The organism is Paenibacillus eucommiae (genome assembly GCF_017874215.1).
Taxonomy (GTDB): domain Bacteria; phylum Bacillota; class Bacilli; order Paenibacillales; family NBRC-103111; genus Paenibacillus_AI; species Paenibacillus_AI eucommiae.
In genome coordinates this window covers 179,116-203,851 of sequence record NZ_JAGGLB010000003.1, presented here as the reverse complement: position 1 = coordinate 203,851, position 24,736 = coordinate 179,116, and the positions used below count along the sequence as shown (strand labels likewise).

21 protein-coding genes are annotated in these 24,736 nt (G+C 44.2%); 18 read left to right on the top strand and 3 right to left on the bottom strand.

From position 1 onward, the window contains the following. Positions 1 to 17 precede the first annotated feature (17 nt). The 3 genes from J2Z66_RS06310 (at position 18) to metE (ending at position 4,417) form a co-directional block, all read left to right on the top strand. A complete protein-coding gene (locus tag J2Z66_RS06310) occupies positions 18 to 779 on the top strand; it encodes a DeoR/GlpR family DNA-binding transcription regulator (RefSeq protein ID WP_209970522.1) in 762 nt (253 codons plus the stop codon). 309 nt (positions 780 to 1,088) lie between these two features. Next, entirely contained in the window at positions 1,089 to 1,988 is a 900-nt protein-coding gene (locus tag J2Z66_RS06305; RefSeq protein ID WP_209970521.1) for a LysR family transcriptional regulator, read from the top strand. A 140-nt stretch (positions 1,989 to 2,128) separates the two neighbouring features. Beyond that, a complete protein-coding gene (gene metE, locus J2Z66_RS06300; RefSeq protein ID WP_209970520.1) occupies positions 2,129 to 4,417 on the top strand; it encodes a 5-methyltetrahydropteroyltriglutamate--homocysteine S-methyltransferase in 2,289 nt (762 codons plus the stop codon). 257 nt (positions 4,418 to 4,674) lie between these two features. On the opposite strand, the gene J2Z66_RS06295 is transcribed toward metE, so the two are convergent. After that, complete coding sequence (locus J2Z66_RS06295) at positions 4,675 to 6,138, bottom strand: Msr family ABC-F type ribosomal protection protein (RefSeq protein WP_209970519.1); 1,464 nt, start codon at positions 6,136 to 6,138, stop codon at positions 4,675 to 4,677. A gap of 1,014 nt (positions 6,139 to 7,152) precedes the next feature. On the opposite strand from J2Z66_RS06295, the gene J2Z66_RS43340 reads away from it, so the two are divergent. The 12 genes from J2Z66_RS43340 to J2Z66_RS06240 all read left to right on the top strand — a co-directional run bounded on the left by J2Z66_RS43340 (position 7,153) and on the right by J2Z66_RS06240 (position 18,856). Then, positions 7,153 to 7,275: a hypothetical protein gene (locus J2Z66_RS43340; RefSeq protein ID WP_281068797.1), complete on the top strand. Its 123-nt coding sequence runs from the start codon at positions 7,153 to 7,155 to the stop codon at positions 7,273 to 7,275. 220 nt (positions 7,276 to 7,495) lie between these two features. Beyond that, complete coding sequence (locus tag J2Z66_RS06290) at positions 7,496 to 8,371, top strand: ABC transporter ATP-binding protein (RefSeq protein WP_209970518.1); 876 nt, start codon at positions 7,496 to 7,498, stop codon at positions 8,369 to 8,371. Further along, on the top strand, positions 8,368 to 10,485 hold the full coding sequence (locus J2Z66_RS06285; RefSeq protein ID WP_209970517.1) for an ABC transporter permease: 2,118 nt from the start codon (positions 8,368 to 8,370) through the stop codon (positions 10,483 to 10,485). The genes J2Z66_RS06290 and J2Z66_RS06285 overlap by 4 nt, the downstream gene beginning before the upstream one ends. Beyond that, entirely contained in the window at positions 10,482 to 11,162 is a 681-nt protein-coding gene (locus tag J2Z66_RS06280; protein ID WP_209970516.1) for a hypothetical protein, read from the top strand. Before J2Z66_RS06285 ends, J2Z66_RS06280 begins: the two co-directional genes overlap by 4 nt. Positions 11,163 to 11,183: 21 nt before the next feature. Next, the gene (locus J2Z66_RS06275) at positions 11,184 to 11,735 is read left to right on the top strand and encodes an RNA polymerase sigma factor (protein WP_209970515.1); all 552 of its coding nucleotides are present in this window, start codon (positions 11,184 to 11,186) and stop codon (positions 11,733 to 11,735) included. Then, positions 11,728 to 12,528, top strand: coding sequence for a hypothetical protein (locus tag J2Z66_RS06270; RefSeq protein ID WP_209970514.1), 801 nt, complete (start codon positions 11,728 to 11,730; stop codon positions 12,526 to 12,528). The genes J2Z66_RS06275 and J2Z66_RS06270 overlap by 8 nt, the downstream gene beginning before the upstream one ends. Beyond that, complete coding sequence (locus tag J2Z66_RS06265) at positions 12,525 to 13,244, top strand: ATP-binding cassette domain-containing protein (protein WP_209970513.1); 720 nt, start codon at positions 12,525 to 12,527, stop codon at positions 13,242 to 13,244. Before J2Z66_RS06270 ends, J2Z66_RS06265 begins: the two co-directional genes overlap by 4 nt. Before the next feature lie 93 nt (positions 13,245 to 13,337). Continuing rightward, positions 13,338 to 13,820 (top strand): Rrf2 family transcriptional regulator, encoded by a 483-nt coding sequence (locus J2Z66_RS06260; protein ID WP_209970512.1) that lies wholly within the window; start codon positions 13,338 to 13,340, stop codon positions 13,818 to 13,820. Between the two features lie 33 nt (positions 13,821 to 13,853). Continuing rightward, on the top strand, positions 13,854 to 14,069 hold the full coding sequence (locus J2Z66_RS06255; RefSeq protein WP_209970848.1) for a DUF896 domain-containing protein: 216 nt from the start codon (positions 13,854 to 13,856) through the stop codon (positions 14,067 to 14,069). Between the two features lie 2 nt (positions 14,070 to 14,071). Further along, entirely contained in the window at positions 14,072 to 15,094 is a 1,023-nt protein-coding gene (locus tag J2Z66_RS06250; RefSeq protein WP_209970511.1) for an LLM class flavin-dependent oxidoreductase, read from the top strand. Positions 15,095 to 15,300: 206 nt separating this feature from the next. Then, positions 15,301 to 17,043 (top strand): ABC transporter ATP-binding protein, encoded by a 1,743-nt coding sequence (locus tag J2Z66_RS06245; protein ID WP_209970510.1) that lies wholly within the window; start codon positions 15,301 to 15,303, stop codon positions 17,041 to 17,043. Then, entirely contained in the window at positions 17,024 to 18,856 is a 1,833-nt protein-coding gene (locus J2Z66_RS06240; protein WP_209970509.1) for an ABC transporter ATP-binding protein, read from the top strand. Before J2Z66_RS06245 ends, J2Z66_RS06240 begins: the two co-directional genes overlap by 20 nt. A gap of 771 nt (positions 18,857 to 19,627) precedes the next feature. Here J2Z66_RS06240 and J2Z66_RS06235 read toward each other — a convergent pair. Then, positions 19,628 to 20,593, bottom strand: a complete 966-nt coding sequence (locus tag J2Z66_RS06235; protein WP_209970508.1) for a cation diffusion facilitator family transporter — start codon at positions 20,591 to 20,593, stop codon at positions 19,628 to 19,630. A 235-nt stretch (positions 20,594 to 20,828) separates the two neighbouring features. Between J2Z66_RS06235 and J2Z66_RS06230 the strand changes: the two genes are divergently transcribed. Continuing rightward, positions 20,829 to 21,275, top strand: coding sequence for a BlaI/MecI/CopY family transcriptional regulator (locus J2Z66_RS06230; RefSeq protein ID WP_209970507.1), 447 nt, complete (start codon positions 20,829 to 20,831; stop codon positions 21,273 to 21,275). A gap of 156 nt (positions 21,276 to 21,431) precedes the next feature. Next, complete coding sequence (locus J2Z66_RS06225; protein ID WP_209970506.1) at positions 21,432 to 21,953, top strand: redoxin domain-containing protein; 522 nt, start codon at positions 21,432 to 21,434, stop codon at positions 21,951 to 21,953. Between the two features lie 744 nt (positions 21,954 to 22,697). Here the strand turns inward: J2Z66_RS06225 and J2Z66_RS06220 are convergent. Continuing rightward, entirely contained in the window at positions 22,698 to 23,564 is an 867-nt protein-coding gene (locus tag J2Z66_RS06220; protein WP_376774367.1) for a pentapeptide repeat-containing protein, read from the bottom strand. 337 nt (positions 23,565 to 23,901) lie between these two features. Between J2Z66_RS06220 and J2Z66_RS06215 the strand changes: the two genes are divergently transcribed. Then, positions 23,902 to 24,663, top strand: coding sequence for a class I SAM-dependent methyltransferase (locus J2Z66_RS06215; RefSeq protein ID WP_209970504.1), 762 nt, complete (start codon positions 23,902 to 23,904; stop codon positions 24,661 to 24,663). The last annotated feature ends 73 nt before the right edge of the window (positions 24,664 to 24,736 follow it).

The window sequence follows — 24,736 nt, the reverse complement described above, 5'->3', positions numbered from 1 at the left end:
GTGAAAAGAGGTAAACCATGCTAGTTGCGGAGCGTTATGAAAAAATTGTAAGTTTGGTTAACGAGCGGGGGGCGATTCGGGTTTCCGAGCTTAGCGACCTCTGTCTGGTTACTGAGGAGACAATTCGCCGCGATCTGGACCGCTTGGAGCAAGCCGGGCGTCTTCGCCGTTCGCATGGCGGAGCGGTGAGTGTCAAGGACGACCAGCAGCCGGAAATTCCCTATTTCGAGCGGGAAATCATCCACGCCGAAGAGAAGAGACGGATAGCCCAGGAAGCGATCAAGCGAATAGGCCTTAATGATCGGATTCTTCTGGATGCCAGCTCGACGGCTTGGTATATGGCTGCGGAAGTACCCGACGTTCCTCTGACCGTACTTACCAATTCAATCAAGGTCGCAACGGAGCTGAGCAGTAAAGAGAAGATCGAAGTGATTTCAACAGGCGGTATATTGGCACAGCGCTCCTTATCGTTTGTTGGACCACTGGCCGAACGCTCACTTGATGCCTACCATGTAGACAAAGTTTTCCTATCCTGCAAGGGAGTTCACCTTGACCGCGGAATCAGCGAATCCAACGAACTGCAAGCCCGTATCAAAGAGCGGATGATCGGTATGGCGGATGAAGTTGTACTTCTTGTGGATTCCAGCAAATTCGGCGTACAAGCGTTCACCCATGTTGTCAATTTGAGCGAGATCGATGTGATTATAACAGATCGCCGCATAGCCAAGGAAACGCTGGAGCAGTTGCAAGAACGGGGAATTACCGTTGTAACTGTGTAACTTTGTAAACTGAGCAATCCATGAATTCGAGTCAAGATATATTATAAGTTATGTAAAAAGATGGGTACAACATAGGTGAAAAGGCCGCCATTAACATCGGTGGCCTTTTTGGTACTGCAAAGCATTATCGAGTAGGAGAGGTGAGAATGAAAAAAAAACTCAGTTTAGTTTACATAATATTAGTTATGTAAACTAATATTTTTTAGACATAGTTTTGGTTACTCTCAGAACTTGTTGTTCATGTATAATAGATATAGAAGGATCGACAATCCATCCAATACAATGTGAATTTCTAAGGGGAGCATTTCTTTGACTCTGCAACAATTAAAGTACGTTATTGAGGTGTCTAATCAGGGGTCTATTAATGAGGCCGCCAAGCGGCTGTTTATTTCTCAGCCTAGTCTTTCAAATGCCATTAAGGATCTGGAAGAAGAAATGCAGATTGCCATTTTTGAACGATCCAATAAAGGGATTTCACTCTCCAAGGAGGGTGTTGAATTTTTAAGCTACGCACGCCAGGTTGTCGAGCAGGCAGAATTACTAGAAAGCCGGTATCTGAACGCGAAGCCCTCCCCGCAGCATTTTTCGGTATCCACGCAACACTATGCATTCGCTGTGAATGCATTTGTAAATCTGGTAAGAGAGTACGGCCAGGATGAATATGAGCTAGCTTTGCGTGAGACCAAAACCTACGAAATTATTGAAGATGTCAAAAGCTTGCGCAGCGAAATCGGCATCCTGTATCTGAATGAGTTCAATGGAAAAGTCATTAACAAACTGCTCAAAGACGCGAATTTGCAATTCAACAGCTTGTTTACGGCGAAGCCGCATATTTTCATCAGCAGCAAAAACCCGCTGGCCAAGCAATCGATCGTGACCATAGAGCAGCTTCAGCATTATCCGTACTTGTCATTTGATCAAGGGGAATATAATTCCTTTCATTTTTCTGAAGAGATTCTGAGTACGATCACGCACAAAAAAAGCATTCGTGTGAATGACCGGGCCACGCTTTTTAATTTGCTGATTGGCTTGAACGGGTATACGATTTCGACAGGCGTGCTGAGTGCTGATTTGAACGGCAATGAAATTATTCCAGTGCCTTTGGATTGCGAGGAAAATATAAATGTGGGTTGGATTGCCCACCGCAATGTGTCGCTCTCTAAGCTCGGAGTCGCCTATATTCAAGCGCTCGAGGAGGTCATATCCTAATCTTTTTCTTGATATAGCCCCTGACTATAACTAGATATAGTTTAATGGAGTTACCCTATATCTGGTAATCCGTGATATCTTTCTTGTAAACAACCAAACAACCGAACCATACAAAAATTTTACACAGGGGAGTTTACAAGATGATAAAAAGTAGTGTACTGGGATATCCACGAATTGGAAAAGATCGGGAATGGAAGAAAGCACTTGAAGCATTCTGGGCAGGCAAACTCGAAGAGTCCGATTTTCACCGCCAACTGCAGGAGATTCGGCTGAATCATTTGCGCAAGCAGCAGGAGAGAGGCATTACGCTCATCCCGGTCAATGATTTTAGCTATTATGATCATATACTGGATACTGCTGCAATGTTTGGTATTATTCCGCAGCGTTTTTCATATAAAGGCGGCGTCGTGCCTTTGTCTACTTATTACGGAGTTGCCCGTGGGACAAAGGAAGCTACTGCAAGCGAAATGACCAAATGGTTTAACACGAATTATCACTATATCGTACCTGAACTGGACGGAGCATTGCCACAGCTTACAGAAAACAAACCGTTAATTGCTTACCGCGAAGCTAAAGAAAAGCTTGGTATTGAAGGTAAGCCAGTTATCGTCGGACCTTTGACTTTCTTGAAGCTGTCCAAAGGATACAGCCAGTCGGAAACTGATTTATGGCTCGAGCGTTTGCTGCCGCTGTATGTGCAGATTCTTCAGGAGCTTTCAAGCGAGGGTGTTGAATGGGTACAGATCGACGAACCGATTCTCGTAACGAAGTTAAATAATGAAGATATTCAACGATTGAACACCATTTATAAGACGTTTGCAGAAGCGGCGCCAAAACTCAACATCATGCTGCAAACCTACTTCGAATCCGTTCAGTATTACAGCGACGTTGTCGCGCTGCCTGTCAAAGGTATCGGTCTTGACTTCGTTCACGGTTATTCTGGTAATCTATCGTCGATTAGATCACATGGTTTCCCGGCAGACAAGGTTCTAGGTGCAGGCATCATAGACGGACGTGGTATCTGGAAAGCACCACTTCGCAATAAGCTTGAGCTTCTTAAAGAGCTAAGCACATCTGTGAAACCTGAGTCTCTGATCGTGCAAACATCCTGCAGCTTGCTTCATGTTCCCGTAACAGTAGGTAGTGAAACAAAGCTTGCTCCTGAACTGAAAAATGCGCTAGCCTTTGCAGATGAGAAGCTGGATGAGCTGGCCATTCTTGCCAAAGCGATTTCTTCGGATGATGCAGAAATTGCTGCGGAGCTGGAAGAAAACGATCGCGCTCATGAAGCGCTCAAGCAATCAAGTGATCGTAACCGCAGCGACATTCAACAAGCCGTTGCATCCATTAGTAATCAGCAACTGGTACGCAGCCGTCCATTTGCAGATCGTAATGTTGCTCAACAAAAGAAATGGCAATTGCCAATATTTCCAACGACGACAATCGGCAGCTTTCCTCAATCTGCAGAAGTACGCAAGGCCCGTCAATTATGGCGCAAGGGTGAATGGAATACCGAGCAGTATGCCGCATTTATCCGGGAACAAATCGATATCTGGATTAAGCTGCAGGAAGAAATTGGTCTGGACGTGCTTGTGCATGGGGAATTTGAACGGACTGATATGGTCGAGTTTTTCGGTGAAAAGCTCGCGGGCTTTGCTTTCACGCAAAACGGATGGGTACAGTCGTACGGCTCACGCTGTGTGAAGCCACCGGTCATATTCGGGGACGTTGCTTTTATCGGAGAAATGACCGTCGAAGAAACCAAGTATGCACAATCACGGACGGAACGTCCCGTTAAAGGGATGCTGACTGGCCCGATTACGATCATGAATTGGTCATTTGTTCGTGAAGATATTCCCCGTGAACAGATCGCTTACCAGTTGGCCTATGCGCTTAGACAAGAAGTTGAGGCTCTGGAGAAAGCTGGCATCGGCATGATACAGGTTGATGAGCCTGCGGTTCGTGAAGGGCTTCCGCTCAAAGAAGAAGAGCAGGCCAATTATCTGGCGTGGGCAGTCAAGGCATTCCGTATGACTACCTGCACCGTGCAGGATACTACACAAATTCACACACATATGTGTTATTGCGAGTTTCATGACATGATCGATTCCATTGAAGCAATGGATGCAGATGTGATTTCGATCGAAACCTCACGCAGCCATGGTGAGCTGATTCATAGCTTTGAGCTTAACACCTACAAACTGGGAATTGGTTTAGGTGTATATGATATCCATAGTCCACGTGTTCCACGCGTAGAGGAAATGACGAGCATGATCGAACGTGCCCTGCGTGTGCTGGATCCTAAGCTATTCTGGATTAACCCAGATTGCGGACTTAAAACACGCGGACTCGAAGAAACAGTGGATTCCTTGCGCAACATGGTGAAAGCAACGCAGATCGCTCGTGAACAGTATGTCCCTGTAGGCTAAGGGAAGCTTACAGAAGCTAACGAAAGCTAATAGTTAACGGGATCTGAATAATAGAGGAGAGGGTAGACGTCCTAAATAGGACGTCTGCCTTTTTCCAATAGTCCAATCAGGAAACATATCTTTAACAGCGGCGGGAGCCTCTACCCATTTTCCATCAAACGAAGCGAGACTACCAATCCATGTCGGCAGTCTCGTCTTATTTAGGACATTGAACTATGCAGCCGTTAGCTCAATCATAGTTCACTCGTCAAACTTCGCTAATTCCTCAGAATGATCTTTCTATCCTCAATTTCATAAACGATATCAGCTACATTCTCCAACAAACGAAGATCGTGCGTGATAAATATAAGTGTACCCGCGTAGTTCTTCATCAAATTTTCTAACGCTTCCACAGCAGGAAGATCAAGGAAATTGCTTGGTTCATCCATAAGCAAGATGTTATATCGCCCTAGCAGCATTTTGGCAAGCTGCAATTTAATGATTTCGCCACCACTTAAAACAGATAGCTCCTTGCGTACATCCTGATGAGAAAATCCCATAGATGCCAGTACGGCGCGAATTTCCGCCACCTGATAATCACAGCTTTCCTGCATGAACTGCATAACACCCTGATTACGTTCAAGCTTGTAACTGTTTTGAGCAAAGTAGCCGATTTCCACTTTAGGTGATAAGGTGATACCCTCTTCACGATCTAGTATCATTTTGAAAAGCGTGGTTTTACCTGTTCCATTTGCACCTGTTACCGCAATCTTGGCGCCCAATGGAAATTGGAAGGACGCATTTTCAAAAATGACCTTGCCCCCGATCTGTTTGCAGACCTCTTTCCCCGTGATAGGAAGCGGATTGTGAAGTTCCAAGGTTTTGCTTTGCCGGAATTGGAAGGAACGAATTGCTTCAGGTGGTTTCATATCACCGAGCGCCTCGACTCTATGTTCCATATTTTTAGCTGCATTATGGAGCTTCTTTTGTTTGCTGCCCGTCGTTTTTTGATGACCAAGACGTCCGCCGCTTTCAGTATCGTTCTTTCTTGAAGCACCCTTGGCCTTTTGATCTATTTTCCGAGCCTGATTCTGTTTTTCGGTGATTGCTTTCTCTAACCTGTCTCGTTCAGCAGCTAACTGCTTATATTGTGCAGCCTGACTTTGCCGTTCTTCTTCCTTTTGGGCCAAGTATTCGGAATATCCACCCCAATACTCAGTAATTTTCCCCTCTTTCAACTCCCAAATCTTATCGACGACTTGATCAAGGAAATAGCGGTCATGACTAATGATAAGCAATGCGCCAGAATAATATTTAAGCTGGTTGATCAAAAAGTCTATACCACCACGATCCAGGTGACAAGTGGGTTCATCGGCAAAGATACCATGTACCTCTCCTGAGAGCGCCTGTGCAATTTTTAGCCGGGTTTCTTCGCCACCGCTCATATGCTCCACTTTAAAACCATCAATCCCCAGCTTGCCCATTAAAGCATAATCCTGTACTTCTTGTACGAATACATCATCCAACTGAGGTATATAGCTAAAATTACCCTCACGGACTATATTGCCATGTGTTAAAGGAAGTTCACCTAACAACACTTTTAGCAATGTACTTTTGCCTGCCCCGTTCGCACCTACCAGACCGATGCGATCATAATCATAAAGTTCCAAATCGTCAATGTCTAACACATCGCGTCCCATATATTCCACTTGAATACCTTTTGCTTTTATCAATAATTCCATCGTATTTTCCTCCTTCAGAAATCGCAGTTTTCTGTTCGCAGGATAGCCTGCGATTTACGAAGTGAGGATTATATAAAGAAATACCAATGCATATATCGCATATATTTAGCTCCTTTCTCCTAACACACATGGAAGGCTTCGATTGGCTGTGTCCGGCGCATCTCGTCCGTTGATCCTCTGGCACCAACATTTCACTGTTTTCTGGCAATAAAAAATACAGATCCAAGTCCACAACGCGGGCTTAAATCTGCATTTATCACGAGAGAGAGCATGGCGAAGAGGGTATAGCAAAAAGCTATCCAAATCGCGATCCATGTCTACACACGTAAAAATAAGCAGCTCAAAAAAAGCCCACAATCTGTGGAAAATCCGCTTTTTATTGCCAGCTTATCTTAAACGTATGTAGTAGAACATAGATGACATGCCTCCTTATTAAAAATATATTTAAAGATAACATGGACTACTCCGAGTGTCAATTCAATAAATCACGGAGCGGGTGATTCAATTAACGATATTTTTCATCGTTATAAGAGGACGGTTGGCCTCTCTTGGGGTAAAAAGGGATTTTAACGATGTTTTTGGGGCTGTCGATTAACTAAACTCCCACTGAAATCGATCAAAACTCGCCTTTCAGCAGCCTTGGAGGCCCCCTGCTTTGGAGGCCAAAGCCTTGGACTCTCCTCATAGTAAATCCTGCAAAAGTACAGGATTTTTCGCCTGAAATCGGGTATTGGCCAAGAATTGCTGCAAAAGTGCAGGAAAATAGTCACTTGGAGCGCTCTAATGGACAAGAGACACCTAAAATCCTGCAGATTTGCAGTAATTTCCTTTTATAGGTGCATTCGAATCCAAAAATGATGTACTTATGCATCTTTTTGTCCCCCAGGGTCGGTTCTTATTGGCATGTATGCTATAGGTAGGGAAAGAGAGTAGTGGAAATAAACATATATGTTAATCAACAACGCTTGGCACATCTATTTTTTGTCCAGAGTTAATCGACAGCGGTTTTGCCCGATGGGAAGATCTCCTCCAGCCAAGAGTAAAACCCTTGTTGGCTGCCCGTTTGAGCTTGGTGTTCGTGTGATTCGAGCGATTGTAGCTAAGAAGAGGGAATGGCTGTGGGTGGAAGAGCGTTAGCGCCCGCCTTTAAAGATTTGTTCCAACCTCCTCATCCATTCCATTGAAGGGAACAAATCTTTAACAGCGGCTGGAGCTCACAGTCATTCCCTCCGCAACGCACCCAAGTCACTTACACGCACCTCAAAGGTCACCGCCAAACGTTTTTCTTAATAATGAAACAATTTCTCTCAGCTGCTCGTGTAAAGGTTAGAACTTTGATTTTCGGGGAGAGAAGCGTATGTATACTATAAAAATAGCAGGTATTAATAAAACCTATCGCAGCTTTCAAGCATTAAAGGATATTCATCTGCAAATTGAAACAGGTTTATTCGGTCTTCTTGGGCCTAATGGGGCTGGCAAGACGACTTTAATGAAAATCCTGAGTACGATTCTTCCTTATAAGGATGGGGACATTACCATCTATGATTATGATTTAGCTAAGGAAGGAGACCAAATCCGGGGGATACTTGGTTATTTGCCACAAAATTTCCACGCACCACTGCAATTCACAGGCAAAGAGTTTTTACATTACGTGGGATCGATGAAAAGGTTAACTCAGCCTAAGGAAAGATCCCAGCAGGTTGAACGCGTGCTCGATGAAATGAATCTGCTGCCGCATGCGGATAAAAAAATAAAAAGCTATTCCGGAGGCATGAAGAGGCGGCTGGGCATTGCCCAGGCATTACTTGGAAATCCCAAATTAATCATTTTGGATGAACCCACTGCAGGACTTGATCCATCTGAACGAATCCGCTTCCGTAATTTAATCGAGAAAAAGAGCAAAGATTGCACGATCCTGCTATCCACGCACATTATTAGTGATATTGAATCCAGCTGTGAGAAGGTCGCCGTTGTGAATCATGGCCAGGTTCTTTTTCAAGGTATGACCTCTGCCTTGGCGCAAAAAGCGAGAAATTGTATTTGGGAATTTCAGATGCCATACGCTGAATATGACCATGTCGCCAGGGAGCACTTGATTATTTCCAGCAGAAGGGAAATGAACCATGCTGTTTTTCGGGTGATCGCGAAAGAACCTCCCTACACGCATGCCGCGGCTGTACAGCCGACAATTGAGGACGGGTATATGGCCGTCATTAATGGGGTGGTTGTATGAACATGATCAAGCTCATTTATCACAATGAAATGCGGATATTGCTTCGCAATAAATATCTAGCGCTCCCGCTTATCATTCATTTAATTTGCTGGGGATACGTCATTTTTTCTTATGAGAATCAACCTGTTCATTACCAGGAACTTGCTGCCGTTTTCTATAGCAGCTTCCAGTGGATATTGATGTTAAACCTATTAATTGTCGGTTTATTCTCCGTCTATATGGCTGGAAAAGACCATGAAAGTGAATTCGAACTATTGGTTGTCACCTATAAGGTGAAAAATATGGAATGGGTACTAGGAAAATGGCTGGTTACCCAGACGTATGGTCTTTGCATTACGATCATTACCTTACTTGTTCAAGGCATATGGTTTTTAAGCGGAAATATGAGCATGGAAGAAGCGTTCAAAAATCTTATTTACTTATTTTTTCAAATGGAAGGGGCTTTCTTTTTACTCGTTTCATTCGGATATTTGTTCGGTGTCTGGATTAAAAATATGTTTACCTACATCTGTATTCCAGCCTTGCTGGGCATCGTTTTTTTACTTCAAGCCAATAGCTACGGATTCGCCTATGTAAATCCAAGGTTAAACTTATTATCTCTGTTTGATACGATGTTTATCGCTTCTCCGTTTGAAGGCATATGGGGGATTAATGGCGTATTTGAAGGTGTGATCCTGCACCAAATTGCCGTCATATTGCTTGGATTTATTTTCATACTTGTAGCGCTCCTGCTGTTTCGTCCCAATCGCAGATTGCAAGTAGAACAAAGAATCGCCATTACTCTGATCATCCTTCTAATGATCCCTACCGTTGTGGTTAGCGGAATTCGGTATACACAATATAATAATGCGCTGGAGCAATTCGTTCATACAGGAAAACAGTACTTAATAGATTGGCAAGACGAGATTCAATATTACAATTTGCAATCCAATCCTAAAGCATATCCTTTTTCAATGGAACGTACGAATTTAAACGTGCAGTTTCCAGCCGAAAATCAAATTGCAGTCAACAGCCAGCTATCGATTAGGCATAACGGGGATGTACCTGTTAACGAGGTTTATGTCACCTTGCATCACCAATTAAAGGTTACTGACTGCACGAGTGATGTGAAGATCACTTGTTCAAGGGAAAATGACTTTCTAACTGTCCATCTTTCAGACAAGCTTGAACCAGGTGAGCAGCTCAGCTTAAATTTGAATTATGCCGGAGATATGAAGCAATATCGGGAAGATGGCTTGCTGCAGCATTCCTTTATCGAATCCGACCGGATCTACCTTCCTAAGGAAGCAGGCTGGTACCCGTTAATTGGTCAAAAATATTTAGCGATAAGTACGAAAGCTCTTGATAACCGCTATGTACAATTTATGCTGCGGAATGGTGGACTTATTGAGAATTACCCAACCGAGTTTAAGGTCACAATAATGAACAAAAACGAGCAATATCCCGTTGCCCTGACGATCCCACATGTACAAGATGGTTTATATCAAGGAACCTCTCTGTATGGTTTGTCCCTGATTGGTGGAAACTTCAAGGAAATTAAGGTTGAGCAAACGAGAGTCGTCGGACATCCCGATATCATGGAGGGCGCTAAAAAAACGACTGAAATATATCTTAAATGGTGGAATTATATAGAAGAGTGGCTGGAAGTCCCCATGGCGCCCAAAGTGATTTATATATTGAATCATGATCATAAATATCTTACCCAATTTACACCTAGTCAGGAATTTAAGCTTTGGAGCTCTGTAGATATGGAGTATGTGGAACCACCCATTATGGTTTATGCTCTAGCACTCGATCTTATAAATGATAATTCTCAACCAGGCGATGATGTCCACCTGTTGCAAAGAGCATTGACGTGGACATTGATGCATCATTTTCAAGTGGAGACTGAATTTAAACGATTTGATGACTGGTACATGAAGGAGTTTTCTTCTGAAATACCTGCGGAAACAGCGAATCAAGCAAATATGATCAATCGTTATGATGAAAAAGGTAAAGAGGCATTTGAACAAGTCGTTAAATTTCTTTTTAAACAATACGAACAACTGGCAGACAAAACTCAATTTGACCTAGAAGCTGCTTTAAATCTGTATGAAGGAGAGCAAAACAGATGAGCGGACTCTCCATCAGACTAAGGCTATGGTTCAAACTTTGGTTTACATCCGTACACTCCATAGTCTTGATGCTGCTCATACCACTTATCGTTTATTTCATCTACACTATTCAATCGTATAAAATAGCGTACTTATCAAGCATGATATATGAAAAAGCAGCAACGCTTATCTATGTGTTTATTTTACAATGGTGCTTCTCCCTAGACTTCGATTCCAAATTTTATGGCCAACTGATTACGTACCCAATTTCAAGGTGGAAGCTAGTTGTTGAAAGATTGCTATTAGCTTCACTTATCTTTATCAGTTTTATGTGTATCGTCACGATGCTGTTGACACCACTTATAGGCAGTTTTATTTGGAAAGGACTACTTTTTTCTATTCCCGTTTATATTGGTTTGGCTGGGATCGTCATCCTTGCAGTGATCATAGGCAATCATTCACTTGGTGGGCTATTTGCTGGTTTGGTTTTTTGGATGATATCATTAAATGGAGATGCGTTATTATATTTAAATCCGGCTTTACTGCAGTTTTCTGGTGTTTATGAATCCCTGAGCGGTACAAGCGGCTTGTTCGCCAACGATGCTCATTGGATCTTATACAACCGATTGTTTTATATGAGTTTGGGCGTACTGTTTTCTGTGTTAGCTGTATGGCATTTCAACCGAAAGTCAGTCTGAACATTTGGAGGTAGTACTGGAATGCAGGATGAAGATGATATGAGCCAGCTGTCACTAGGCAATGACTCGGCTCTGGATGCACTTGTTTTTCGTTATCATAAACCCCTGTATGGCTATGTATACCGATTACTACAGGATGAAAAGTTAGCAGAAGACATGGTTCAGGAAATTTTTCTTAAAATATATCAACAAGGTAAAAAAGGATTTATTCCAGATCAGTTCAAACCATGGATGTACAAAATAGCTACAAACTGCTGCAAAGATTACTGGAAAAAGGCTTCTACACAGCAGGAATATGTGATGGATGAAGAGGTAGAGGCGACTGGACACATTCACTCCATCATCGATCGCCAGCTTGAGCGGAAATGGATGGTTGACTCCTTGAATCAATTATCATTTGAATATCGCTCTGTGCTTTATTTACGATTTTATCAGGATTTGAAGTATGCAGAGATTGCTCTGACCTTAGATCTTTCCATCAATACTGTAAAAACCCGAATTGCCCGTGGATTAAAGCATCTTGAAGAAATATTAAAAGAAGATGACAGAAAAGGGGTGGGGATCCATGAGTGAAGACCGGGAGTTAACACGTTTAGAAAACGAGTGGAAAAACCGCTTGGACCGTTTCACATCCCCGGAGCCAACAAGAGAGCAAACCTTCAATTTGATTGAAAAATTAAAAAATCATGAAGTAAAGCCAGTGGATTTACGGGTTGAACTGGAAGCCAGACAAGCAGCTCAACCTGCATTAACGAAAATTGCGAATTTATTTTTGTCCCAATGGAGTTTTTATGGCACTACCAGCTGGCTGCTAACTGGAGCCGTCATGCTCCTATTGACTATTATGATCAGCGTGAGTGCAGGAAGTGAAATGACTGGCTTTATGACCTGGATAAAGTGGATTACACTTGTTGTGATTGCTATTATGGGCTATGCCTTCCGCTCCAAAAATGAAGGGAATGACATCATCGAAAAATTAAGCTATCATACCTTGGCGCAACAGATGTTTGCACGGTTTATTATCGTTATGGGTTTGCAATTAGCGTTGATATTCTCTTTAGGCTTTTTCATTCTAGGGAAAGCAAGCTCACTTTTGTATATATCCGGCTCCTTTACACCTATTTTCTTCTTTGGAGTGATTGGGTTTATAAGTACAATGTGGCTGGGACAAAAGGTTGGTGTTCTCATCACACTATTGATTTGGCTAATTCAACTGATATTCGATCAGCAGCTCAAATCAGCCTCTATGTTTCAGCTGCCTTGGAATGAACATTTCTACCTGATCAACGCTGCCATTTTGGCGCTTTCCAGCCTCTTGCTATGCAGCCTGCTTTTAAAAAATGGACGATCGAGGGACTTCAAATGAGCATGCGGATCACATTAAACAACGTGGAATATACGAAGGATCATGCCAAACTCATAAACGATACCACCTGCACATTTACTGCAGGAATTACGTATGTTGTCGGAAAGAATGGAGCGGGCAAAAGCTCGCTCTTAAAGCTTATTGCCACAGCCATAACCCCGGATAAGGGAAGCATTACCTACACAAAATTAATACGTGAAGATAGAACAGGTCTATACCGCAAGCAGCTAAGTATCGAAGATGTTCGAACCATGATTGGATTCATGCCCCAACACTTTACGGGTCATTCGGATATGATAATCGAAAGGTATTTAACTTACATGGCCTTTCATAAAGGAATTCCTCACAACCTAGTAAAAATTACTGTAGAGAATGGATTGAAGCAAAGCAGCTTGTATGAACTTAAAAAGAAAAAGCTGCGGGCACTTTCCGGGGGACAACTGCAAAAAGTAGGCTTGCTGCAAGCTCTTATGAATCAGCCTCGGATCTGTATTTTGGATGAGCCATTTGCCGGGCTGGATAATCAAGAGAAGCTCTTGTATAAGCGCATCCTCCATAGGCTTTCTTTTCATAGCATTATTATGCTTAGCACAAATTTACTTGAAGAAATTGAACAGTCTGAAAATGATAGCCTTCTGTATCTAGAAGACGGGAAGGTGTGTTTTTATGGCGGGGTGGATGAGGTCGATTCTATATTGGAAAGATTTAAAGAGTAGTTTACATATATCCAAAAATATTGTATTATATTAATAAGGATAATCATTATCCACTTTATAAAAAATAAACAGAGATGGATAAGGTGAATGGTTATGCACATGAAAACGGGTGTCGAGCAGTCGGTATATGCGATTCTTTTACTTGATATGCTGCCAGATCGGGCTGTGTTGCCTGGAGAAGCGATCAGTCAGCAGTTAGGGACTTCAGCGACGTATTTCCAAAAGTTATTGCGGAAGCTAGTCAGTGCGGACTTGATTACTTCAGTGCCAGGGATAAAGGGCGGTTTTAAATTAAAGAAGAAGCTTGAAGATATTCGGATTTATGATATTTACCTGGCTATAGAAGGGCAGCAGACACTTTATTCGGCAAGCGGAATTTTGAACGATATGCTTGAGCTGCATGCAGAAGATCAATGCTGTTTATTGAGCGATTTGATGGAAGAGGCGGAGACGGCTTGGAAATCTGTGCTTAAACGGGAAACCGTCGCCTATTTGGCTGAGGAGATGAAGGCCAATCGTTTTAAGAACAAATTAGAATCACTTCAGGCATGGGTCAAGGAAAAAATGGTTGTATAGCAGGGAAAATCATTTTAGAGAAGAGGGATCATGATGATTAAAAGCCTAGATCGGATAAATGAATTAGCAAGAAAAGACCGTGGAGAAGGATTAACAAGCGTTGAACGGATGGAGCAGAAAGAATTGCGGCAGCATTATTTGCGCGAAATTCGCGGACAGGTTCTTTCTACGATTTCCGGTCTGACTGTGATCGATCCGCTAGGAAATGATGTTACACCTGATAAAGTTCGGTTGGAAAGAAGAGGTTGAAGATGAACCATTTCATAGATGATGCAAAGCTAAAGCAAATTTCTTATTCTGTACTAGATCTTGCCCCCATAACAGAGGGAGGTACGCCCGGTGAAGCATTCAAAAATACCTTGAATCTCGCACAGCAAGCAGAGAAATGGGGCTATAATCGTTATTGGCTTGCTGAACATCATAATATGCCAGGTATCGGGAGCTCAGCGACTTCAGTCGTCATAGGTTATGTGGCCGGGGGAACTAATACAATTCGTGTCGGTTCTGGAGGGATTATGCTGCCCAACCATGCCCCGCTTGTAATTGCTGAACAATTCGGAACACTAGAAGCGATGTATCCAGGCCGAATCGATTTGGGATTAGGCCGCGCCCCTGGAAGTGATCAGTTAACTGCGATGGCTCTTCGTCGTGATTCCCGGGCAAATGGCCAGGAGTTCCCGGAACAGCTGGAGCAATTGAGGAGCTATCTGGATGCCGGCTCAAGCACTAATCGGGTTAGAGCCATTCCTGGCGAAGGACAAGATATTCCGATTTGGCTGCTTGGATCCAGTGGCTTCAGCGCCGCATTAGCTGCACAACTAGGATTGCCGTTTTCTTTTGCGAGTCATTTTTCTCCTGAAAATACGGTTCCTGCTCTCACACGATACCGAAGCCTTTTTAAACCATCCAAAGTATTGGATAAGCCTTATGCTATGGTAGGATTAAATATAATTGCAGCAGATACAAGTGATGCAGCGCATTATCTGGCAACTTCATTTCAACAGCAATTTCTTAGTGTTATTCGGAATACGGCCTCCCAGCTGCCAGCGCCAGTAGATTCGATGGAGGGCATTTGGACAAACGAGGAGAAAAATTGGGTCATGAATCAGCTTAAATCCTCGATTATTGGTAATCGGGATGAAGTGAGGGAGCAGCTTCATTCATTTCTGGATGAAACTCAAGCAGATGAACTAATTATTAACACAGCCATCTATGATCATTCAGCCCGTCTTCGTTCATATGAAATAGTAGCTGAGATTACTGGTATGAAGTGAAGAGAATGAGTCGAAATAAAGGGTCCTGAAATTGTTGTACTTGTGTGACTTTTTATGCTTTAGTTTACTGGATTCCGTGGATGAACAATGTTCATTCACGGATTTTTGCTGTAATTTCTCTCGGTGAAAACGATCACAAATCGCTAAAATACGGTATAATAAACAAAATGAGGGGGAGAGGACACCGTTAGGCAGGAGGAATGGAAATGGGCATTATCTTCACTTTTTTGAAAAAATACCGGGTAGCTTCGATCGCGGCTTTAATCATGATGCTAGTTGAGCTAGCGGTCGAGCTTATGCAACCGTTGTTAATTGCCAAAATCATCGATGAAGGCATCATGCGACAGAATCTGTCCGTCGTTTGGTTATGGGGCGGCATTCTGACCATAAGCTCAATATTGGCTTTTATGGCTGGAATTGCAAGCTCTTTCTTCGCCTCTCACGCGAGCCAGGGCTTCGGGTATGATCTTCGGGCGAGGCTGTACGACAAAGTGCAGTCATTTACATACGCAGTCTTCAACCGTTTCGCCGCTTCATCGCTCATTACACGATTGACGGGTGATGTCGGCCAAGTGCAGGAACTCGTATTTATGAGTCTACGGTTCATGACACGTGTGCCGCTTGTTGTCGCTGGCAGTATGATCATGGCGCTGATCATTCATGTACGCTTAGGTCTGCTGCTCGTTATTATGGTCCCGGCTCTTCTTGTATTTGTTATATGGGTCATCAAGAAGTCCGCCCAATTGTTCAGTTCTGTACAGGAGCGTCTGGACTCAGTCAATGGTGTCATTCAAGAGAATCTCACTGGTATGCGTCTCATCCGTGTCTTCGTGCGCATGAGTCATGAGAGCAACCGGTTCGTTCAGGCTTGTTTGAAATTAATGAAAAGTACAGTTTCCGCTTTACGGTTGACGGAGACGACGATGCCTTTCATAATGCTGGTTATGAATGCAGGCATCATTGCCGTACTCTGGTTTGGGAGGGCTGACATTGCCTCCGGTGACGCGACGGTAGGACAAGTCGTCGCAGTGATGAACTACTCTTTACGCACGATCGGTGCGTTATCGGCTTTCGCCTGGCTGATTGTCTCTTTCTCGAGAGCGCGAGCTTCCACAAGGCGTATCAACGAAGTATTCGCTGCTGACGGCGAGGGGAATGAGGTCTTCCAGGATGGGAAGCTTCTCCTGAACGTTACAGGCGGTGTCGAATTTGATCGTGTCGGCTTCCAATATCCGGGCGGTGAAGTTTCTGTATTGAAGGACGTTTCATTCACGGCACGTCCCGGGGAACGGATCGCAATCATGGGAGCAACCGGCGCAGGCAAGTCGTCGCTCGTTCAGCTCATCACCAGGCTTTACGAAGAGCAGGAAGGAACGGTGCGGATCGATGGTGTTGATGCCCGCAAGCTTAACGTTGTCAGTCTGCGTGAAGCCATTGGCTATGTGCCCCAGGAAGTGCTGCTCTTCACTGGCACTGTGCGGGACAATATCGCTTGGGGTTTGGAGAACGCCAGCTTTGAGCAGATTGTCGAGGCTGCCAAGCAGGCTCAAATTCACGAGACAATCGAACGTCTGCCTGACGGTTATGATACGATGCTAGGACAAAGAGGCGTCAACTTGTCAGGGGGACAAAAGCAGCGTCTGTCGATCGCCCGCGCGCTTGTCCGGAACCCGTCCATCCTTATACTCGACGATAGCACTAGCGCTTTGGACGTTAGGACAGAAGCTGCACTTCTGGATGCGCTGACCAGCCTGTCATGCACAACTTTCCTGATTACTCAGAAGATCAGCTCCACCGCTTCTGCGGATCTGATCCTGCTGATCGATGAAGGACGGCTGATTGATAAGGGAACACATAATGAGCTGATCACTGCGTCTTCCTTATATCGCCAAATTTATGAATCCCAGTACAGGAAGGAGGACGTGCCTTATGTTCAAAGCACTTCTTGAGCCTTTCCGTCATCCTTTTCCGAAGACCAGTTCCAGCACGGCAGTAGAACCAGGCGGCAAGACGAAGAAAGCCAAGGCCAAAAACTGGTCAGGCACACTGGGACGAATCTGGACCTATTTGTCTTACCGCAAGGGCAAGCTGGCCCTCGTGCTGCTTATGGTCGTGTTCAGCTCAGCGCTGGCACTGCTTGGACCTTACCTGCTTGGAGTCGCGGTTGACGATTATTTGGAAGGCACTGGCGGTTCGTCCTGGGTACGTTTTTTGATCGTCTTGGCCGTGGTTTATGTGCTCTACTCTTTGACATCGTGGCTGCAAAATGTATGGATGATCGGCATTGCCCAAGAGACTGTATACCGGATGCGCACCGAGCTGTTCGCACATTTGCACAAGCTTCCGATCCCATTCTTCGGCAAACGCCAGCAAGGCGAAATCATGAGCCGGCTGACCAACGATATCGAGAATGTCAGTGCGACGCTGAATAGCTCAGCGATCCAGATTTTCTCCAGTGTGCTGACGCTCGTAGGGACGATTATTGTGATGCTGCGGCTGAGCCCGCTGCTGACGCTGCTCACTTTCACTGTGGTGCCGCTGATGGCACTAGGTATGCGATGGATAACCCGGCGCACCGGTCCGCTATTCAAGCAGCGTCAGCGCAATATGGGAGAACTGAACGGTTACATTGAAGAAACGCTGTCGGGACAGAAGGTCATCAAGTCGTTCTCGCAGGAAGCACGGGTTATCCGCGGCTTCACGGAACGCAATGACCGAATCACCTTGTCCGGCTTTTGGGCGCAGACGATCTCTAGCTTTATACCAAAGCTAATGAATGGCTTGAATAATTTGAGCTTCGCGGTCATTGCCGGAGTTGGCGGCATTCTAGCCATTCAAGGCGCTATCACCGTTGGAGTCATTATCGTGTTCGTGGAATATGCAAGGCAGTTTACCCGGCCGCTCAACGATCTGGCCAATCAATGGAATACGATGTTGTCGGCCATTGCAGGCGCTGAACGGGTGTTTGAAGTGCTGGACGAAGAAGATGAATCGAAGGATGAAGGAAACGCAGTTGCACTTCATCGCATCGAAGGCGAGGTGACGTTCTCAAATGTGTCGTTTGCCTATGATGTGGGCGGTGATACGTTGGAAGGTATTAGCTTTCAGGCGAAACCTGGTGACATGATCGCCCTGGTCGGTCCAACTGGCGCTGGCAAAACGACCCTAATTCAGCTCATCTCGCGCTTCTACGAGCCCAATGGGGGAACGATTACGATTGACGGCCGGAACATTTTATCTATTCAACGCCAGAGCTTGCGATCTCATATGGCATTTGTGCTGCAGGATTCCTTCCTGTTCCAAGGTTCGATCCGGGAAAATATCCGCTATGGCAAGCTGAACGCAACCGACGAGGAGGTCGAAGCGGCGGCCAAACTGGCCAACGCCCATTCGTTTATTGTACGCTTAGCAGATGGCTATGATAAACAGCTAAGCGCCGACGGCAGTGGTATCAGCCAAGGACAGAAGCAACTGCTCGCGATTGCGCGCGCTATTTTGGCCGATCCGTCTATCCTCGTACTCGACGAGGCAACCAGCAGCATCGATACCGTTACGGAGATCAAAATTCAGGAAGGGCTGAAGCGGTTAATGAAAGGGCGAACCAGCTTCGTCATCGCCCACCGGTTGAATACGATCCGTCAAGCGGACCGCATTCTGGTGCTGAAGGAAGGACGTCTTTTGGAGCAGGGTTCGCATGAGGAATTGATGGAAAAGGGCGGATTTTACCACGCGCTTCATGAAGGGCAATTGGTAGGGATGTAAAATGGAATATGGATAGCTTCCTATATATTTAGCATTTTTCAGGCCGCCTTTACAGGTGGTCTTTTTGTAAACTAATTGAAATCTGCAAAGATGTCCAAATTTTCATTGTCATCACTATCCCTTTCGATCAGGAAACTGGTGCCCTGCTGAAAGTCCGTCCGTTTGAGCGTGGCATGTTAGGATCTTTGTAGTAAGCCAGACGCGCGCGCACATTGTGAGTTTTTTTCCATTCATGCTGCCGCTTCACATTGTCCCATGCTCCTCCCCGGAAGAATTGGGAGAATTGGCGTGGGCTGCACTTAACGATGTTTTTCATCGTTAAAACAAGTGTTCCCAAGTCAAGGTGCCACTTTAATGATGATTTTCATCGTTAACGTAGCGGGGATCTTTTGCCCCATCCCAATTTCCAGCCCCCAGCTCATTTGCCCCCTAGGAAATCTCCTCTAACCAAGTGAAAAAACCTTGTTTGCTGTCACGTCAGATCGATTAGTCGGTTTGGTAGTGTGGTCCTTTTGAGCTTGGTGTTCTTGCACCTTGAAGTTGAGAGTGTGCGTGGCAGTTGGTGGTAGAGCAATAGCTTCTGCATGTAAAGATTTGTTCCTACTTACTCATCCATTCCATTCAAGGGAACAAATCTTTAACAGCGGCTGGAGCCAACGGCCATTTCCTCCGCAACGCACCAAAGCCATGAAAAAGCTCCTCAAGAGACGCAGCAAGCGTATTTCTCATATATTTTACCGGTGACCGCCACTGCTCTCAACTGGTTGCTAGTTAAACATTTAACTCGGCATGCTGCAAAGAAGATTTTTCCACTTGGATTGTTGTATGTTTGATCTTGAATGTTTCCTCGATTCTCGAGATGGCCTGTTGTAAGATATCGTGACCCTCGTAAGAATCTTCAATTAGCAGGTGGCAGCTTAACGAATCAAGACCGGAAGTAATCGTCCAAATGTGAAGATCATGAACATCGATAACACCTTCAATGCTCTCTAATATCTCTCTAACAAGATCAGAATCAATCGTGATTGGTGTACCCTCCATCAGGATATGGATGGCATTGCGTATTACGCCCCACGCACCTTTCAAAATAAGTAAGGCAACAATCACACTGATGATGGGATCAGCAATGTACCAACCAAATATGAGCATCAATAGCCCCGCGATAATGGCCCCAACAGAGCCTAATGCATCACCAATGACATGCAAGTAAGCGCTGCGAACGTTGATGTTGTCCTTGACGTCGCTTTTTTTAAGTAGTACCCAGGCACTTATCAGGTTAGCCAATAAACCTATGGATGCTATGAGAATCATGGAACCGCTTGAAACAGTAGGGGGCTCGAAAAATCGTTGATAGGCTTCTTTAATAATAAAGGCAGCAATAATAAACAAGGTCACTCCGTTAAATAACGCGGCTAGGATTTCAAAGCGGTAAAAACCATATGTTTTTCGTGGCGAAGCAGCTTTTGCAGCAAACGACAGGGCGACCAAGCTGAGAGCCAGTGATGCTGCATCGCTCAGCATATGTCCCGAATCTGAGAGCAGGGCCAAGCTGTTGGTGATGAGACCTCCGAAGAACTCCAGTATCATAATGCTGCTTGTAAGGATAAGTGCGACAGTCAAGCCCTTTTTATTGTTGGAAGCATGTGAGTGTCCGTGCCCATGTCCGTGATGACTATGGTCGTGAGCATGAGAGTGAGAGTGAGAGTGAGAGTGGGGTTGATGCGAGTGGTCAGACATAAGAAACGCCTCCTTATAATTAATATATGAGCATGTATTCATATGTATTATATTTGTTATTTTCATTCTTTGCAATATAAATCTCAATTTCAAATCATTTATAGCTCAATACTTTAAACACTTAATGATTTCCTTTAACGTCTATTATGTCCTTGGATCCGCGGTAAAATGAATAATATTCTGTTATAATGCGTATGTAAGAGGAACGTTACTGTAAAAAAGGGAGCCTGACATCATGAAGCCAATTGGTTATCGGATGCAAGAAGAAGGGATCAATCGATTCTTTGGTTCGCTCGAATCGCGAATTATGGAGCTCATGTGGGCCTCAGAAGGATGGATGCATGTTAAGCAGCTGCGGGATCAATTACAAGAAGAACATAATTATTCTGTCAATACTCTAATGACGGTCTTAAATAGACTTGGTGAGAAGGGCATTATCGAAAAGCAAGCAGGCGGGAGAGGGAGAAACAAACAGGCTCAATTCAGAGCAGCTGTCTCAAAGGATGTATTCATAAATCAACAGACCCGGAGTGTAACAGAAGGACTTATTAAAGATTTTGGAGAAGTTATCGTCTCTCATATGATTGATGTTATGGAAGAAGTTGATCCTGAATTGTTGCGTAAAGTTCAACAGAAGCTGCAGGACGCCATCAAAAGGAAAGACCATGAAATAGAAAAATAGGTATACACAATAACGCACGAGAGATTCATGAATTTGTCATAAAAACTACAGCGCATAGTATTTTGAGAATCATGTGTTATGGTACAATAAACGTAAATAAAAGATAACGAAGACACAGACAAATAAAAAGTATTTATGGAAGAGGAGTGCTCAATTTTGCGCAATCGCTGGGTTCAAATGGTGATCATCTTCGTTGTTTTGCTGGCTGGAGCGTTTGCGATTTGGACAGCTTCGGGGAAAAAATTAGAAGAAGTGAAGATAGGGGGGAAAGCCCCTGATTTTAAATTGGCTACATTGGACGGGGAGATCTTTGAGCTTGCAGATTTTAAAGGGCAAGGACTGGTGTTGAATTTTTGGGGAACATTTTGTCCGCCCTGTGTAAGAGAAATGCCTGCCTTGCAGAAACAAAGTGAGCTTTGGAAAGGGGAGCCCGTGCGAATAATAGGGGTAAACCTTAACGAAAGTTTGGTAACCGTACGAATGTTTATGCAGCAACACCAAATAAGCTTCCCTACATTGATGGACAATGATCAAGTTAGAAAAACATACAGAGTCAATTCTTACCCAACAACATTCTATATTGATGCCAATGGAGTTATCCAAGATATTTTCGTGGGAGAAATGAAGGAGAAGGATATTCAAACGCGCATTGAAAAAATCCTTGGATCGAAACCGTAAGCGGTGAATTGAACAATCATTAATCAGATCGGGGTATAGATGATGCATCTTCATTTTTATGGTACTTTGGATTTTAAGAAAGTAAGGACAAGCGCGCTTATTATCATTTTTGCTCTGTTAGTGTTATTTGCTTTGGATCTGATCATCCATATCCCTACTAGTCTGAGATTGTACATATATGCGATCCCTTTTTTTATTCATGTTCTATGCTCCTTATTTATGAGTAAGAAAGAGTCCTGGTTATTGGGAGGAATGATGGGTACACTGGTTTCAATGGTTGTAATTGTGATTGTACTCTTTACTTTAATGTAAAATAAGAAAAGACGCCTTGCAGTGTCCTTTGAGGTGCGTGTTCGTAATTTTGGTGGTTGGGGAGGGAATAGCTGTGGGCTCCAGCCGCTGTTAAAGATTTGTTCCTTTGAATGTTAGAGATGAAGAGGTAGGAACAAATCTTTAAAGGCGGACGCTAACGCTCTTCCACCCACAGCCATTCCCTCTCTTTAGCTACAACCGCACGAATCACACGAACACCAAGCTCAAACGAACAGCCAACAAGGGTTTTTCTCTCGATTGGATTTAACGATGAAAACCATCGCCCAAGTGAATCGCACGCTCAAAAGGACTGTCCATAGATGCTGCTTCCTGAGGGAAGTGGATAGTGGCGATAGGGATAAGTTCATAAATTAGACCGCTTAGCGGTCTTTTTTTTAATTAAAATTTTGGTTTAGCAGCGATCTGGTGGGCCTATGTGGACCAATGCGTTGGGTGAGTAAGTGAAGGCGGCAACTTTGTATCGGCGTCGCCCTTCGCTGCGTTAAGCTGTGCTTGGGTGAGAAAGATGCTCCCGGTAAGGTCAGCACCCCTGAGATCAGCGTCTCGGAAATCAGCCCCGATCAGGTCAGCCACTCTTAAATCAGCTTCTCTGAGATCAGCGGCAATAAGATAAGCGCCTCTCAAGTTGGCACCTCTAAGGTCAGCCCCTCTGAGCTTGGCTCCAATCAGGTCGGCTCCGCGGCTGTATGTTTTCTGACGCTTCGAAGACTTCTTGTGCTGGCGGAGGGCCTCAGCTCTTACGAGTTCGCTTGTACGAAGGAGAAGAGCGTTGACATCTGCTCGGTGCGCTGTAACGTCCACTTCCCTGAGAGTGTCGGGACTAAGAAAAGTGAGACGTTCCGTCTCGTTGAGCGCTAAGTTGAGCGCTTCGTGTATCTGACAGGCTGGTTGCAACGCCAGCGCTTCGGTCAAATACCAGAGCATTTCATGGAGCTGCCGCATGATCGGGAAAACCTCGATCATTTGCTTCGCCGATTCCGGGAATTGCCGCCAATCGTTTCCGCCGAAGGTGACATGAGAAACCTTTTGGCCGGCGCCAAAACAGTCATACACAGTGCAGCCTCGAAAGCCCCGCTGCCTGAGGCTGGTATGAACACCGCAGCGGAAGTCGGATTGCAGGTTGATGCAGGGCTGTCCTGCGTCTTTGTCAATCGCAAAGTCTGCCGAAGCTGCGAAGGGCAGCGCAACACAGCATAAGCCGAAGCAGTTCTCGCAGTCAGCCTGCAGACTACGAAAATTTCTGTCGGGGAAAGCTCCTGAATATTCGTGATTCTCTATCAAAGCATGGCCTCCCTGTTCTACTTTGTATAGTAAAACAATGAATTTTTTTCTGAATTCTTATATATTAGTACTGAATATTCTTCCCGTCAATCCATGCTTGCAGTTGTTTGATTATAGTTATATAGCTCACAAAGATCTCACAAAGCACTGACAAAACAATGAAATAGCAATATAATTGTATTTAATCATCTTCATTAGGGGGGCTATCCATATGAAATTGTTAGAACATGAGACGTAACTCCTATACGTATACATAAGAGGTCCTCCATAATTAACAGTTGCGAGAGATTAAGAATAACTAATTACAAATTACTGTTATTACGGAGGTAACCAGATGAAAATGGATAAGCAATTTCTAGATATCTTATCAAATGTCCATCAAGATTTTTCCGGCTGGGACTTTTCTTATATTACAGCGACTGGTCGAATGGGAAGCCAACTGCTCTCCTGGTCCTATGGCAGCATGGCAATCCCCCTTATTCAGAAAGCTAATTCTATGCTAGATATGGGAACCGGTGGGGGAGAGTTATTATCCATGCTGAGTCCTCTGCCTAAGCGAGTATTCGCTACGGAAGGATATCTTCCTAATGTTCCAATAGCCAGAAAGAGACTAGAGCCACTAGGTGTGAAAGTTGTACAGATTGACGAAGACTCCCACTTACCGTTTGAAGATAATCAATTTGATTTAATTTTAAATAAGCATGAATCTTACTGCCCGGAAGAAATACGAAGGATTATTTCAGATGACGGTATTTTCCTTACCCAGCAATCAGGCGGACTTGATTGTCGTGAAATAAATGAGACATTTGGAGTCCCGTTAAATGAAGAATTTAATCATTGGAATTTAGAAACGGCGGTGCTGGAAATTGAAGCCAATGGATTTGAGGTTTTGACAAGTAAAGAAGAATTCCCGCTTCAAAGATTTTATGATGTCGGCAGCTTAATTTACTACTTAAAAGCAATACCTTGGCAAGTTCCCGGATTCGAACCGGAAAAATATCTCACAAAAATATATGAGATTCATCAAATCATTCAAGAAAAAGGCTTTTTTGACGTAAGTCAACACCGTTTCATAATAAAATCACGACCTATTTAGAAAGCGGGGGCCTTCTTATTTGGAAGGCTCCATTTCAATCACAAATTGGATATGAAGAAGTTAGGATGATTCT

Coding starts and splice junctions, on each gene's coding strand:
- J2Z66_RS43340 (WP_281068797.1), top strand. CDS start 7,153: ATGGGAAGATCTCCTCCAGCCAAGAGTAAAACCCTTGTTGGCTGCCCG.
- J2Z66_RS06285 (WP_209970517.1), top strand. CDS start 8,368: ATGAACATGATCAAGCTCATTTATCACAATGAAATGCGGATATTGCTT.
- J2Z66_RS06310 (WP_209970522.1), top strand. CDS start 18: ATGCTAGTTGCGGAGCGTTATGAAAAAATTGTAAGTTTGGTTAACGAG.
- J2Z66_RS06240 (WP_209970509.1), top strand. CDS start 17,024: ATGTTCAAAGCACTTCTTGAGCCTTTCCGTCATCCTTTTCCGAAGACC.
- J2Z66_RS06270 (WP_209970514.1), top strand. CDS start 11,728: ATGAGTGAAGACCGGGAGTTAACACGTTTAGAAAACGAGTGGAAAAAC.
- metE (WP_209970520.1), top strand. CDS start 2,129: ATGATAAAAAGTAGTGTACTGGGATATCCACGAATTGGAAAAGATCGG.
- J2Z66_RS06235 (WP_209970508.1), bottom strand. CDS start 20,593: ATGTCTGACCACTCGCATCAACCCCACTCTCACTCTCACTCTCACTCT.
- J2Z66_RS06255 (WP_209970848.1), top strand. CDS start 13,854: ATGATTAAAAGCCTAGATCGGATAAATGAATTAGCAAGAAAAGACCGT.
- J2Z66_RS06250 (WP_209970511.1), top strand. CDS start 14,072: ATGAACCATTTCATAGATGATGCAAAGCTAAAGCAAATTTCTTATTCT.
- J2Z66_RS06260 (WP_209970512.1), top strand. CDS start 13,338: ATGCACATGAAAACGGGTGTCGAGCAGTCGGTATATGCGATTCTTTTA.
- J2Z66_RS06265 (WP_209970513.1), top strand. CDS start 12,525: ATGAGCATGCGGATCACATTAAACAACGTGGAATATACGAAGGATCAT.
- J2Z66_RS06275 (WP_209970515.1), top strand. CDS start 11,184: ATGCAGGATGAAGATGATATGAGCCAGCTGTCACTAGGCAATGACTCG.
- J2Z66_RS06290 (WP_209970518.1), top strand. CDS start 7,496: ATGTATACTATAAAAATAGCAGGTATTAATAAAACCTATCGCAGCTTT.
- J2Z66_RS06280 (WP_209970516.1), top strand. CDS start 10,482: ATGAGCGGACTCTCCATCAGACTAAGGCTATGGTTCAAACTTTGGTTT.
- J2Z66_RS06215 (WP_209970504.1), top strand. CDS start 23,902: ATGAAAATGGATAAGCAATTTCTAGATATCTTATCAAATGTCCATCAA.
- J2Z66_RS06245 (WP_209970510.1), top strand. CDS start 15,301: ATGGGCATTATCTTCACTTTTTTGAAAAAATACCGGGTAGCTTCGATC.
- J2Z66_RS06230 (WP_209970507.1), top strand. CDS start 20,829: ATGAAGCCAATTGGTTATCGGATGCAAGAAGAAGGGATCAATCGATTC.
- J2Z66_RS06295 (WP_209970519.1), bottom strand. CDS start 6,138: ATGGAATTATTGATAAAAGCAAAAGGTATTCAAGTGGAATATATGGGA.